This window comes from Spirosoma foliorum (assembly GCF_014117325.1).
GTDB classification, from domain to species: Bacteria; Bacteroidota; Bacteroidia; order Cytophagales; family Spirosomataceae; genus Spirosoma; species Spirosoma foliorum.
Window position 1 is genome coordinate 8,512,133 of record NZ_CP059732.1, and the last position, 13,123, is coordinate 8,525,255.

Below are 13,123 nucleotides of genomic sequence, written 5' to 3' on the forward strand. Positions count from 1 at the left end.
CTGTGGATTATTTTCTTTTAACTACCAATGAATCAATTTATTATGAAACGAACGTACACGGCACTTGCCCTTATTGGGTGTTCGCTGACCGCTTTCGCGCAAACCAACAAGACGCCCAAAAATCAGCCGCTGGTATCGCACATCTACACGGCTGACCCGTCGGCGCATGTTTTCAACGGTAAAATCTACATTTATCCTTCGCATGATATTGATGCCAAGGATGTTAAGGAGGATGACGAAGGCGGGCATTTTGCCATGCGTGACTACCATGTTCTGTCAATGGATAAGATTGGTGGCCCGGTGAAAGACAATGGGGTAGCCCTCGACATTAAAGATATTCCCTGGGCAGGTCGCCAGCTATGGGCACCCGATGCTACCTATAAGAACGGTACGTATTACTTGTATTTCCCGGTAAAAGACAAGCAGGACATTTTTCGCATCGGTGTAGCGACCAGCAAAAGCCCGACGGGGCCCTTCAAGCCAGAATCGGAACCCATTAAAGGCAGCTACAGCATCGATCCCACCGTGTTTCAGGACACCGATGGCAAAGCCTATCTCTATTTTGGCGGCATCTGGGGTGGTCAGTTGCAGCGCTGGAGTGGTAACAACTATGACCCCAAAGGCGCTTTAAAGAAAAAAGAGGAAGTAGCGTATCTGCCTCGCGTTGCCCGGTTAAGCGCCGATATGAAATCTTTCGCCGAGCCAGTTCGGGAAGTGCAGCTACTGGATAAGGCTGGCAAACCCTTCCTGGAGAAAGACAATGACAAGCGGTTTTTCGAAGCGGCCTGGCTCCACAAATACAACGGCAAGTACTACTTCTCGTACTCAACCGGCGATACGCACAATCTTTGCTACGCCATCGGCGACAATCCGTATGGTCCCTTTACGTACCAGGGTATTCTGCTCAAACCCGTTCTTGGCTGGACAAATCACCATTCCATCGTGCAGGTAGGGTCGAAATGGTATCTGTTCTACCACGATGTCCAGCTCTCTGGAAAAACTCATCTGCGGAATGTGAAAGTAACCGAGTTAACCTACAATCCAGATGGCACAATCCAAACAATCGATGCCTACAAGTAAGGGTTTTCGACAGGATTAACAGCCGGGCCGACGTTTCGGATGGACAGGATTCTTCTAACTGATGGACCAATTCATGACCGTGAATTTTTGTCATCCCGACGCAGGAGGGATCTTCGGATGAGCCAATAAAATAACCAGCGACCGAAGATCCCTCCTGCGTCGGGATGACAAAATTCAATGATAAATCCTGTCGAAGAAAAACTAAACCATTATCCCTGTGAGAAAACGGATTTCTTATATCCTGATTGCCTTATCCGTTGCCTTCGTAGCACCCGAAAAAGGGCTAAAAGATTATTACAAGGCCTATTTCCCGATTGGGGTGGCCGTAAACCCGCGCATGGTGCAGCCCGGACCAGATGCTGACTTGATTAAAGCCCAGTTCAACAGCATGACACCCGAAAATGCGATGAAAATGGGGCCAATTCATCCCGAAGAGAACCGCTATAACTGGAAAGACGCCGACGCCATCGCTGATTTTGCCCAGCAGAACAACATCAAACTACGGGGACACACCCTCTGCTGGCATAACCAGACGCCCCGCTGGTTCTTCACGGACTCGACGGGTAAAACCGTCAGCCGGAAGGTTTTACTAGCCCGCCTGAAGCAACATATTACCGACGTCATGGGTCGCTATAAAGGCAAAATCTACGCCTGGGATGTTGTGAACGAAGCCGTCCCCGACACAGGGACTGGTATCTACCGCAAATCGAAATTTTACGAGATCATCGGCGAAGACTATATTGAGAAGGCGTTTCAATACGCCCATGAAGCCGACCCCTCAGCCCAACTGTTTTATAACGATTACAATACCGAAAATGCCTCGAAGCGGGAACGTATTTATCAGTTATTGAAAAAGTTAAAGGATAAGAAGATACCCATCAATGGAGTAGGCTTACAGGCTCATTGGTCCATTTACGAGCCCTCCGCGCAGGAGTTGGAAGAATCCATTTCCAAATTCGCCAGCCTGGGCCTAAAGATCCAGTTTACGGAAGTCGATATGTCGGTCTATCCCAAAGAACACGAAGGTCGGGCCCGGCGGGATACCGATAAGAGTGAGTTTACGCCGGAGATGAATGATAAACAGGCGGCTCAGTACAAACTAGTGTTCGATATCTTCCGGAAGCATCGCGACAAGATCACCGGCGTAACGTTCTGGAACCTGACCGACAAATATTCCTGGCTGGATAATTTTCCCGTTCCCGGCCGCAAGGATTACCCTTTACTGTTCGATCAGAATGGCCAGCCAAAGAAAGCGTATGAACGTGTGGTGAATTTTTAAAAAAGAAGAATTAAGAACTGTTTTCTTACGTATGGAGGCTAAGCAGTGACCAATTATGAAAGCCCAGTAGCGAAGGGAACTATTAATGTAAGCTCCTCAACAAAATCATTGTAGGTCGAATCCTTGTAGTTATCAGCGGTATTTTTGCTGAGTGCAGCCTTACAGGCTGCTGGATGGTTGGCATACCATTACCTTAGATGGCTGCAATACAACTAGAAATAAGCTGTAAAAAGCCTGTTCTACAATAAGGAAGGACTTAGTACACCGACTTTGGGAACCACTACGGACACACTTTTTAGTTGGGCCCTTGTTTAGACGACAATCAAAATTTAGAGTTCAGCTTGATAGCAACCAGAAAGTTAGTGGCAACGGAATCTCCCAAGATAAGATCACTGGTGTCGACAAAATTCGACCAACTCTGGATACGCTACGGGCCTAATTACGCCCCGAAGGTAAGCTGATGGTGGCCCGCTACTTTCTATTAGCTCGGAGCCAAGACCATTTAATTGGCTTATTAGTATTTCTACAGGCTCTCGAATGCTCAATTGAGTGAGTTTTTCTTCAGCTACCTATAGGCTACTTACAATGCCTGAATGATATTTATGATTACGCCACACTCCCTGTACGTTTACCTAAAACGTACAGGGAGTGTGGCGTAATCATAAATACCCAGATAAACTGACTTTTAGAGTTATTCGTCTCGTAGATGATAATCAATGCCCAGAAAATTAGAAAGTTAATCAATCAGGTAAACTTTATTAGGAACAGAAGGTTACATGCTCGTAGTCTCAAACAGCACCAAGAGCAATTCGGGACAATAATTTAGGACTAGTCACTTAACTAACCGGAGACCAGTCATCCTCTTTGTGAGTAAATAACCGTAATGAGTATACTTCTTCCTCCAGCATTGATGCGAAAGTTGGCCAGCGCCACTACGCTGGCCCCATTTTTATTTACCCTCACCTGCTTATCAGTCATCATTTATTCGCTTTACCAAAGCCAGCAACAACGTCAGCATAATGAGGATTGGCTACTACAAACGGGTACGGTCATCTCGATGTTGGGATATCTAAACACCTTAGCTGTAGAGGCTGAAACGGGTACTAGAGGCTACTTACTAAGTGGACATGAAAGTGCTTTAGCCCCCTACAAAACTGCATTAGAACAACTCCCTATTCAATTAAATGCGCTGCGTACACTTATCGATAATGATCCTGAGCAGAAGCTACCCTTTACGATTCTTCAGAAACTGATACGTCAACGATTACTGCTTAGTCAGACCTTAATCCAACTTCGCCAAATGGGGAAAAACCCAGAGTTTGCCCAGCGAGAAATGAATGAAGGAAAAGTTCTTATGGACAAGATTCGCCATCAGATAAGCCAAATGACCGACTTGGAAAAGCAACGGCTTGCTAGTCGTCAGGCAAGCCTTGGAGAGGCTACTCGCCGGGGAAAATGGTGGGGGCGCTGGCTAGTCGGGATTTGTCTGTTAATGGTGTTAACGGCGGCTTCGCTGGCTCAAGTGCTCCGAAAGAGTGTTCGCCAACAACGGCAACTCCACCAACTTCAGGAAAAGCTGGTAGGGAAACTGGCTCAACAACAGGAATTAGAAGCAGTTCTGATCCGACAAACCGATCAATTGCGAACCACGTTAGATGCCTCCCTTAACGGAATTCTTTCGATGTCGGCGCTGCGAAATGAGCAGGGCGAAATTATTAATTTCCGAATGGACACGGCCAACACAACGGTGAAACGAATGACAGGTCGGGATGTAGATGAGATTTTAGGTCGTACCCTATTAGACGTCTTTCCAGGCAACGCCGAAAATGGTTTTCTAGATCTGTATAAACGTGTTGTCAATACGGGAGAGGCCGAACACTCGATGCAATATTATCAAGACGATCAGGGGCTGGCAGGCTGGTTTGAGGTATCGGCTGTCAAACAAAACGATGACCGGGTGGTGGTGACCTTCATCAACGTGACCGACCACCAGCAGGACAAAGAAAAAGCGGAACGAACGCTTCGTCAATTGCAGGAGTCGAATGAAAATTTAGCACAGTTTGCGTTTGTGGCAAGTCATGACCTGCAAGCCCCATTGCGCAAGATTCAAAGCTTTGGGGACATCCTCTTGCAACAACATGGGTCTATCTTACCGGATTCGGGAGTCCATTTAGTAAACAGGATGCTCCAAACCAGCGAACGAATGAGTCATCTTATCCGTGGTTTACTGAATTATTCTCGCATAGGCGGCTCCCAAAGTCCACACCAACGGGTAGATTTAAGCGAACTCATTGACGGTATTCTGGATGACCTGGAATTAGATATTATTGAAAAGCAGGCCATTCTCGAAGTCGATCAACTGCCTCAGGTTTGGGGCGACCCTGTCCAGTTGCAGCAGCTCTTTAGTAATTTAGTGTCCAATGCGCTCAAGTTTACTAAGCCGGGAAGAAAGCCGAAGGTATTTATACGTTGTCAGGTCGTGGCAGTGAACAAGCTCCCTGATTCCCTATTTCCCGTTTCCAGAAACCATCAATCGTACTACGAACTCAGTGTGATTGATAACGGTATTGGTTTCGAGGAGCAGTATATAGACCGCATCTTTAAACTGTTCGAGCGGCTACATGGCAAAAACTCATATCCGGGTAGTGGAATTGGGTTAGCCATCTGCAAGCAAATTGTAATGAATCATAAAGGTATGCTGCTGGTAGCGAGTAAACCCGACGAAGGGGCTGCCTTCCGTGTCTATCTGCCAGTAATTAATCAGCCTGACATTAACTGGCTAAGTTTAGACCACAGTCGTTCGTTACCCTACTAGTTCTTTCCCAGAGTAGATTCTCGGGTTCGCCCGCGCGGTTGATTTCATCGGATTCTACTGGTGGTATTCTGCTGGTAATCAGGCCTAAACTATGAATTAGAATCAAAAGAATCTCTAGAACCTACCTTAATAAAGCACTAGTTCAAAAAACCGTTCTGGGGCAGTCCGCCAGATGAACCATCTGATTGATGGCTCCGATACTCCCAGTTCATTAAACTCATTTGCTGTCCAGATCAGAATGGACGAAATGGATGATCCATTAAAGTACTCTAACACTAGCAGTTCGATGCGGGGCCGACCGTGCGGGATTAGTAAGAACGAGTAATCAGCGTACCACTCGGCCAATCCCGAGTGGTGATTGAGCAAGCTATCTTTTTCATAACTACAAATAGCCTCACTTAGGGTGTGATAGATTGGCCCCCAAGCAATAGGGATTAACAACAAAACGGTCAATGCGTTTCAGGACGGATCAATTTCGGATAGGTCACTCGAACGTATAGGGCAACCCGTTTGGGTCGATCCGGTAATTTTTGACCCATAGTGCCTTGTCCAAAAGGATGGATTTGTGGAGGCAGACTTACATCAATATCATGACCTGACTCATACGGACAGATCAGCTGTGCTGTCCTTGCGACGAAAATCCGCATCGAACCAGACCACTGCCAGTACATTAACAGTGAATTGTGGATAGAACCTGAAATTGTCAGCTGATTGTCTGTTAGTTATAGTCTTATTTTTTGTCATCCCGATGTCAGGAGGGATCTTTGGCAACGGGTTATTTACCGAAGCTCCTTCCATTATTCACATTAACTTATAATCCGTTGAGAATACGGGAATAGACGTTATTGTTCGTGTTGATGTCGTAGGTTTTCCCTGTGTCGTTGGTTACGTTCACGGTTATATTGGATACACTGCCCGAGTTGGCACTGATACGCCTAAGGGTTAAGCCGAGTACCGATTGACCTCCCCCTCAATCCAGCTACTAGGTTTCATCCAGAAACTTAACTGCCTGCTAGGTCGTTGATTACCGACCAGTCTGCGTTGTTGACTGTTACCGAATTCTGATTGCCTCCGGTTTCGTTGATACTGGTAAGGGCCTCGTTAAAAACCAGTGAATAGCCAATTGGGGCCGTTACAGTAATGGTAACACTATTGGGGGGAGTAGCTACCCAGCCTACTTCGAATATTCTGACCAAAGAATCTTTACTACTATTGGTCGGGAAGTTCGCATCGGGCAGGGTAATTATGGGCGATAGGTCAGGGACATTGGTAGCTGTTACACTTACCAGCTGGCTTTGACTGCAACTCCCCAAGCTAATGACAACCGTAAATGTTTGTGGGCCGGCCGTTGACAGGCTGGCAATAGTGGCTATTGTACTAAGGGTAGCATCTGTAAGGTAAAAAAGTGCTATCACACGAGGACTTTGAATATTGGCATCGGTGGCTGATCCACCATCTCCCCAGTAAAACGTTCCGGCCAGTTTTGTGATGATTTGAGAGGATTGGGCAGTGGCTATACAGGAAATGCAATACAGGGTAATAAAGCCGAGGAAAGAGCCATAAAGGCGTACAGACAGAAGTAATGTTTTAACCATAACGAAGATTGTAACCTGGCCCATAGACGGGCTCAGTCGCTCGGCAAATCAATGCGATATGGAAGAGGTTACCCCTGGTTAGTAAACAAAGAAAGTGATCAGAAAACCAGCTTTTCAGGAGACTTACGGTTTATTAAATGGGGCAAGAAAAAGGAATATGTGCTTTGAAGCCGTTTACGACAACGGCGATTCTTTTATGGTGCATTGGCAGGATATCCTTTTGATCTCGTGCTGACCCTGAACACAGGCTCTGCCTGGTAAGCCACACCTTTACCGCATTGATCGGTAGACATTTAAAAGATGAACGAACTTAGATCGATGTTCAGTAGATTTACAGCATCGAACCTAAATTAGTACGCACACCAAATGCAAATTTTCTTCAACACAATTAACTTACCGTTCAAGGTTGGTGATACCGTTTTTGTCAATAAAGAACATGGCAGCCATTTGCCCGACAAAACAGGCCCCATCTATCCATACTTTGAAGCGGAAATCGCTCGGATTTTTTTTGATGGTCGGTTGGAGGAGTTATCGGTCATTGCGGAACCGCTCGACTCCTACGAATTGGAAGTCAAGAATGTCATCTACGAATTGAAACCCGTAGGAAACTATTCCGATCTGGTAAGAATGCCGCTACGAATGACCTTACCGATCAAGGAACCCATATTATTTCCGTCAGAACAAGAATTACTCGATTACCAACAAACACTTGATAGTGTTGTGAACTTGCAAACCCTTAAGACTGACCTGAAGGAAGATAAGCCAGCGTAAACCAGTATTGGCGAACGACCTGGAGTAGTTCCAGTAATTGTTCATAATGGTCAGGTTTCTGAATCACCGTCTGCGCCCCCATCTGGTAAGCTAATCGGGCCCTATATGGATCATCAACCCCCGTTAAAATAATGACTGGAATATGCGACCAGTTTTTATTGATTTTCAAGTTCATCAGAATTTCCAGACCATCGGGATAGGGCATGTATAAATCCAGAAAAATCAACTGGGGTATATTGCCAGCTACGCTCATCAGCTCAAGCATGACCAGACCATTGCCAAAATGACGGAGCTTACAATTGGGGAAAACAGAAAGAAGCGCTTGTTCAAATAAAAATACGTCATCTTCGTCATCGTCTACCAAGTACACTAGTTGGTTATGAGTAGGACTACCCATTGGGGTAAATGTAGCTGGCATAAGAAAGAATGTAGTTAGCTTATTTATACATCGAAAAGCGCAAAAATGTTTCTATAAGCTTAAAAATGGCGGTAGTATCATATAGATGGTTTTAGGGTTAGTTCGTTGCATGTCTCCCTTATAACAATCGTTTAAAAGGGAAGACCCGAAAAGCCCCTGAACATATATAGTTGCTAACGCTCTTCAAATTTTAGTAGTTAAGAAACGGCTTAGTTATAGCTTGTAATTGGTCCAATCTTTGTAAGCGTATGCCGTTGCATTTATTTGATCAGGATGTACCAGGCCAAGAGGCTTGCAATGGCAATCAGGGCCAGTTTGAGAAAAGCCCCGAAGCTAAGCTAACCCAAACAGGCCTAAACCCGCGATGAAAAGTGACAGCACCGCGAAGTAATTCATCAGTTGGCCAACCAATTGTTCCTATTGGTACATGCGCTGATACTGCTCATCAGCGAACGAATAACTAAACGGAGTTCCCAGATTGAGCTGCTGGAAGAGCGTTGCCCACCAGGCCCTGCTCAGTATGACCCGGCTGAGTGCGGACCAACAGATTCCCCAAGCTGGCCTGTTCCTCAAATCACATGATTAGGAGCTTAACTCTTATGAATAAACGTTTAATTTACATGATAGTGATAAATGTCCTGCTTATAGGTTTTTTTTAACTGCTGCAAGGCCATCCGATAACGGGTCTTAACGGTACCCAGCGGAATCTTTAACTCATCGGCTACCTCTTGCAGTTTATAATCCCGAAAATAAAGTAGGTCAATCACTTGACGATATTTAGGCGCTAAATTAGCCGTAAGCGTTTGATATAACATGCCGCCTGTAAAGGTGGGACTTATCATCCCATCAGACCGCTCACTAATATATTTTGCTGCCATTGCCTTCGTTTTCTGCGCCCGCAAATCATCTAAGGCTATATTCTTCGTAATAGTCAGTAGCCATGTAAATAGCCGCCCCTGGCTGGCATCATACCGGTCAATAGTTGACCACACCCGAATAAAGGTATCCTGAAGTAAATCTTCGGCACGGTCATGGTCTTTTACCATCCGTAAAAGCACGCCAAACAGGGCTGGACTATAGGCATCATATAAAGAGTTATAAGCACCTGGGAGTTTAGCCTGAAGATCCCGGACAAGATTTGTCTCTGTTTGGGCAGCAATAGTCATTAAGAAGCGTGGTAAGATCGAACTATAGTTACGTAACTCAGCCCTTTCAAGATTGTTATCACTTCCCTTAATTAATGTCTTCTGATCATTAAGAGCCTACACACCAATCTGTAAGCTTGCCTAGGCGCGTATATGAGGGATCAATCCGTACATGCGGTATAACTCTCAACAACGATGAAAACCTTAGCAAACCTTTTCGACCAATTTGATCACCTGGATACCAGCATAAATAAGTGGCTTGTGGCCAACAGTATTTTACTACTACGTATTTGTATGGGCCTAGTCTTTCTGATATTCGGATTCCTGAAGTTCTTTCCCGGCATAAGCCCCATTGAAGATTTAGCCACCCGAACAACAACCGTACTGACAATGCGTATCTTTTCCGGCCCTCGGGCAATGGACTTTGTAGCTGGCCTGGAGTGTATTATCGGCTTGTGCTTTCTAAGTGGCCGATTCCTGCGAGTTGGAGTTTGGCTAATGGCTATTCAACTGATTGGGGCGATGTCGCCTTTACTTCTGTTTCCGGGTGAATTGTTTCCCGGCCCCCTGCATGCACCTACCCTGGCAGCACAGTATATCCTAAAGGATATTATCTTGATTGCGGCTGGAATGGTGATTGCCTCAACCTGGACAGGTGCTCGGATCGTAGCTAAGCCCCGGAGTTTTCGTAGTACATTACGTTCACGGGTGGCAGGCGTTGTTCGGAATCAACGCACAACATTGGCTTCGAACTAGAAAAGTTAGTAGCACCGTACGACAGAGAGGACAACTCAAAACAGGCTTTAATAGCAGTCACCTACCTTATTGCTTTTTGGCAAAGACTTTGACGGACGAGCGGGGAATTACTATTTATCAGTGGCCCACTGGTCGTATTGCCATGATTTTCTCGATTAGCCAGAGAGATGGATAGGCCGTAAAAGACAGTTAACGGTGGCTACTGGCTAGGATTTTAACCCGTAGCCAGAGTAACTCTTTTTCCAGTTGATCAGACTTCTTCAATACAAGTTTCAGGTAAAGGCACATGTAAATAAGATCCATTTGAGGAACAATCAGATCCCATTCCCCGGTAAATATGGCCTTAATCCGCAGATAGTCAATTATAAAAGGGAAAATAAGAAGCCAAATCAGCCAAAATCGAACTTTTTTAACTGTGCGATCGATAATACCGTTCGCCATAAATCCTATTTTCATTCGTACCGCCTAGCCGTAGAACACCGCTAAGATAATTAGTATAATCTGCTCCTTAAACACCTTATCTTGCCTGTTATGGCATTAACTGGTTGTATCGAATTAACAATCAGTTCATTGTCGGCCAAGTTAATGCGATGATATCATCAACCGACATGTCGATTTTAATCGGAACTTTTATAGAAATATACTGTCATCGGTTCGTGGTTTAGGAAGTGCAGTGCGAAATGAACCTATTGAGACAGAAATAACGATTGAACCAATAGATAGACTCTCGGCGCGGGAAAGCTAAAACGTTCGGTAAACTTAGTGTGTTACCTAGTAGTTTAAACCGAAAAAGCCTATTATGCCTGACAATACGCAAACGCTGCCTTCCGCAGACTCTCTTAACCAGCGACTTGACGTTGATTTTGCCCTGGAGGCCGCCGGTTTAGGCGTTTGGGAACTGGACCTGACAACCCGTCAGCTCAAATGGGACGAGCGCTGTCAGCGTCTTTTTGGCCTGACGAAAGGAAGGCATCTTTCCTACCAGGAAGCCATCGCCTTTATCCATCCCGACGATCTAAATCGGGTGGACAGCGCCGTTAACTGGGCTTTGAATCCGCAGTCAGGAGGGCGCTATGATGTCACCTATCGCACCATCGGGGCAGATGACAATCAGTTACGCTGGGTTCGCTTTATCGGCAAAAGTTATTTTCACCAAAACGGTCAGGTCTACAAGTTCGCTGGGGTGGCCCAGGATGTCACTCGGCAAATGGAAGACCAGCAGGCCATCCAGGAGAGCGAACAACGGTTCCGCCTGTTGGCCGATGCCTTACCCCAAGCCATCTGGGTTACTGATCCGACGGGAAATGTCGAATTTCTGAACAAATGGTGGGCTAATTACAGTGGCGTTGCGTTCGAACCCACAACGGCCTGGCAAGTGGCCGCCGACAGTCTGCACCCCGAAGATGCACCTAGGCTGGTGGCTACGTTTCAGCAGGCCATTCAGCAAGGCAAGGGCTTTGCCATTGAACAACGGAACCGCTCTGCCTCGGGGGAGTACCACTGGTTTCTCAATATTGGCGAGCCCTATCGGGATACCAAAACCGGTCAAATCACCAAATGGGTTGGGATGAGCATTGACATTGACGATCGGAAGCAAGCCGAAGAGGCCCTTCGTCAAAGTGAAGGTCGACTGCGGGCTGTGCTGGACAGCCTGGTCGATGGGGTGTACATTGGTAGGCAGGAAGGCATTACCCTGGTTAATCAGGCCGCCCTTGACCAATTAGGCTATATGTCTGCCCAGGAACTCAACCGCAACATCGCTACCCTAGCCAACGAAATCCAAACGCGCGACTGGCAAACCGGCGCGTTTATTCCGGTGGAGGAGCAGGCATTTGCCCGTGCCTTAGCCGGAGAATACGTGATTCAGGACGTGCTGGTGCGCCACCGCCTGAGTGGACAGGACCGGGTAGTACGCTGTGCAGCCTCGCCGGTAGCCATCAATGGTCAGGTGGTGGCGGCCGTGGCTATCAACACCGATGTCACCGAATTTCGCCAGTCGGAGGAAGCGCTTCGACAAAGTGAAGCCCGCTATAGGCAACTCGCCCAGGAGTTGGAAACCCGAGTGCAAACACGAACGCACGAACTAGAACTACTCAACCAAGATCTGCACCGATCCAATGATAGCCTTCAGCAATTTGCTTATGTAGCCAGTCACGATTTACAGGAGCCCCTGCGCAAAATTCAACAGTTTAGCACGCTGCTGAGCCAGTACCTGGGCGAGGGGCTCGACGCCACGGCGATCGATTACCTGGAACGCATCACCAGATCTGGGGCTCGCATGTCTACCTTGATTCGGGATTTACTGAGCTATTCCCGCATTACGACTCGTCAGCAACCCTTTGGACCCATTTCGCTTAACGCTGTCGTAACTGGCGTGCTGGAGACGCTCTCAGTAGAGGTCGAGCTACGGCAGGCTCAGATTGAGGTCGATGAACTGCCCATTGTGAATGGCGATGATTCCCAGTTGAGTCAGTTGTTTCAAAACCTGCTGAGCAATGCGCTCAAGTATACGCCAGCCTCCCAACGCCCCCAAATACGGGTGGAATATGTCCATCGGCATCTGGCCGAATTACCTGCCGAAGTACGGCCCAACCGGTCGGCACCTTTCTATCATCAGATTAGCGTAATCGATCAGGGTATCGGCTTTGACACCAAGTATCTGGATCGAATTTTCCAGGTGTTTCAACGATTGCATAGCAAAAGTGAATTTCCTGGCACCGGTGTCGGGCTGGCCATCTGCCAACGGGTAATGGAGAATCATGGCGGTGGCATCACCGCGAGCAGTAAACCGGGGCAGGGAGCTACTTTCTACGTATATTTTCCCGCATAGATGTTAGTCATCAATCTGCAAGGTAATGTTACGGGCAAACTAGTGCTTTAGCCAAGTAAATTCTGTTGATTCTATCGGATTCTACTGATTATTAGTAGGTAAACTATCAATTAGAACCAACCGCGCGGGCGAACCCGAGAATCTAAATTGGAAGAGTACTAGTTGTATTAATATGATTCTCATAAAAGGCTCCTGCCACATGATATAATGAGAATGCCTATTCGGCGTTTGTTGCGACTGTCTATTGACGCTCCAAGCGCATTGCTGACTATCTGGACGGGAAGCATTTCTAAACTGTCTCGATCAGTTAGGCCAATACTCGCTCAAAATCATAAAGAGATGTCCTACGGGCTCGAAACTCCACGGGGTTCTTCTCGCACGATGGCGAAACATAAGGTTTGTTTACGAAAGTTTCCCTTCTGGTAGCGTGTGGG

12 protein-coding genes are annotated in these 13,123 nt (G+C 46.7%); 7 read left to right on the top strand and 5 right to left on the bottom strand.

Annotated elements, in window-relative coordinates:
- Window positions 1–42 precede the first annotated feature (42 nt).
- From H3H32_RS35730 to H3H32_RS35745, 4 genes are all read left to right on the top strand, one after another.
- Window positions 43–1,080 carry a glycoside hydrolase family 43 protein gene (locus H3H32_RS35730; protein WP_182460449.1) on the top strand — a complete coding sequence of 346 codons (1,038 nt, stop codon included), beginning with the start codon at window positions 43–45 and terminating at the stop codon, window positions 1,078–1,080.
- Window positions 1,081–1,297: 217 nt separating this feature from the next.
- Entirely contained in the window at window positions 1,298–2,359 is a 1,062-nt protein-coding gene (locus H3H32_RS35735) for an endo-1,4-beta-xylanase (protein ID WP_374191802.1), read from the top strand.
- 460 nt (window positions 2,360–2,819) lie between these two features.
- Window positions 2,820–2,912 (top strand): DUF2933 domain-containing protein, encoded by a 93-nt coding sequence (locus tag H3H32_RS38370; RefSeq protein WP_182460450.1) that lies wholly within the window; start codon window positions 2,820–2,822, stop codon window positions 2,910–2,912.
- A gap of 330 nt (window positions 2,913–3,242) precedes the next feature.
- The gene (locus H3H32_RS35745; protein WP_182460451.1) at window positions 3,243–5,174 is read left to right on the top strand and encodes a CHASE3 domain-containing sensor histidine kinase; all 1,932 of its coding nucleotides are present in this window, start codon (window positions 3,243–3,245) and stop codon (window positions 5,172–5,174) included.
- Window positions 5,175–5,300: 126 nt separating this feature from the next.
- Here the strand turns inward: H3H32_RS35745 and H3H32_RS35750 are convergent, their stop codons facing one another.
- Window positions 5,301–5,618: a hypothetical protein gene (locus H3H32_RS35750; protein ID WP_182460452.1), complete on the bottom strand. Its 318-nt coding sequence runs from the start codon at window positions 5,616–5,618 to the stop codon at window positions 5,301–5,303.
- Window positions 5,619–6,175: 557 nt separating this feature from the next.
- Entirely contained in the window at window positions 6,176–6,769 is a 594-nt protein-coding gene (locus H3H32_RS35755) for a hypothetical protein (protein ID WP_182460453.1), read from the bottom strand.
- A gap of 366 nt (window positions 6,770–7,135) precedes the next feature.
- Here H3H32_RS35755 and H3H32_RS35760 point away from each other — a divergent pair, with 366 nt between their 5' ends.
- A complete protein-coding gene (locus H3H32_RS35760; protein ID WP_182460454.1) occupies window positions 7,136–7,540 on the top strand; it encodes a hypothetical protein in 405 nt (134 codons plus the stop codon).
- On the opposite strand, the gene H3H32_RS35765 is transcribed toward H3H32_RS35760, so the two are convergent.
- On the bottom strand, window positions 7,506–7,958 hold the full coding sequence (locus tag H3H32_RS35765; protein WP_182460455.1) for a response regulator: 453 nt from the start codon (window positions 7,956–7,958) through the stop codon (window positions 7,506–7,508). The genes H3H32_RS35760 and H3H32_RS35765 overlap by 35 nt on opposite strands.
- Window positions 7,959–8,569: 611 nt before the next feature.
- Complete coding sequence (locus H3H32_RS35770) at window positions 8,570–9,124, bottom strand: RNA polymerase sigma factor (protein WP_182460456.1); 555 nt, start codon at window positions 9,122–9,124, stop codon at window positions 8,570–8,572.
- 174 nt (window positions 9,125–9,298) lie between these two features.
- Here H3H32_RS35770 and H3H32_RS35775 point away from each other — a divergent pair, with 174 nt between their 5' ends.
- On the top strand, window positions 9,299–9,859 hold the full coding sequence (locus H3H32_RS35775) for a DoxX family protein (protein WP_182460457.1): 561 nt from the start codon (window positions 9,299–9,301) through the stop codon (window positions 9,857–9,859).
- Between the two features lie 189 nt (window positions 9,860–10,048).
- Here the strand turns inward: H3H32_RS35775 and H3H32_RS35780 are convergent, their stop codons facing one another.
- Entirely contained in the window at window positions 10,049–10,315 is a 267-nt protein-coding gene (locus H3H32_RS35780; protein WP_182460458.1) for a hypothetical protein, read from the bottom strand.
- A gap of 343 nt (window positions 10,316–10,658) precedes the next feature.
- Here H3H32_RS35780 and H3H32_RS35785 point away from each other — a divergent pair, with 343 nt between their 5' ends.
- Complete coding sequence (locus H3H32_RS35785; RefSeq protein ID WP_182460459.1) at window positions 10,659–12,689, top strand: PAS domain-containing sensor histidine kinase; 2,031 nt, start codon at window positions 10,659–10,661, stop codon at window positions 12,687–12,689.
- Window positions 12,690–13,123 lie beyond the last annotated feature (434 nt).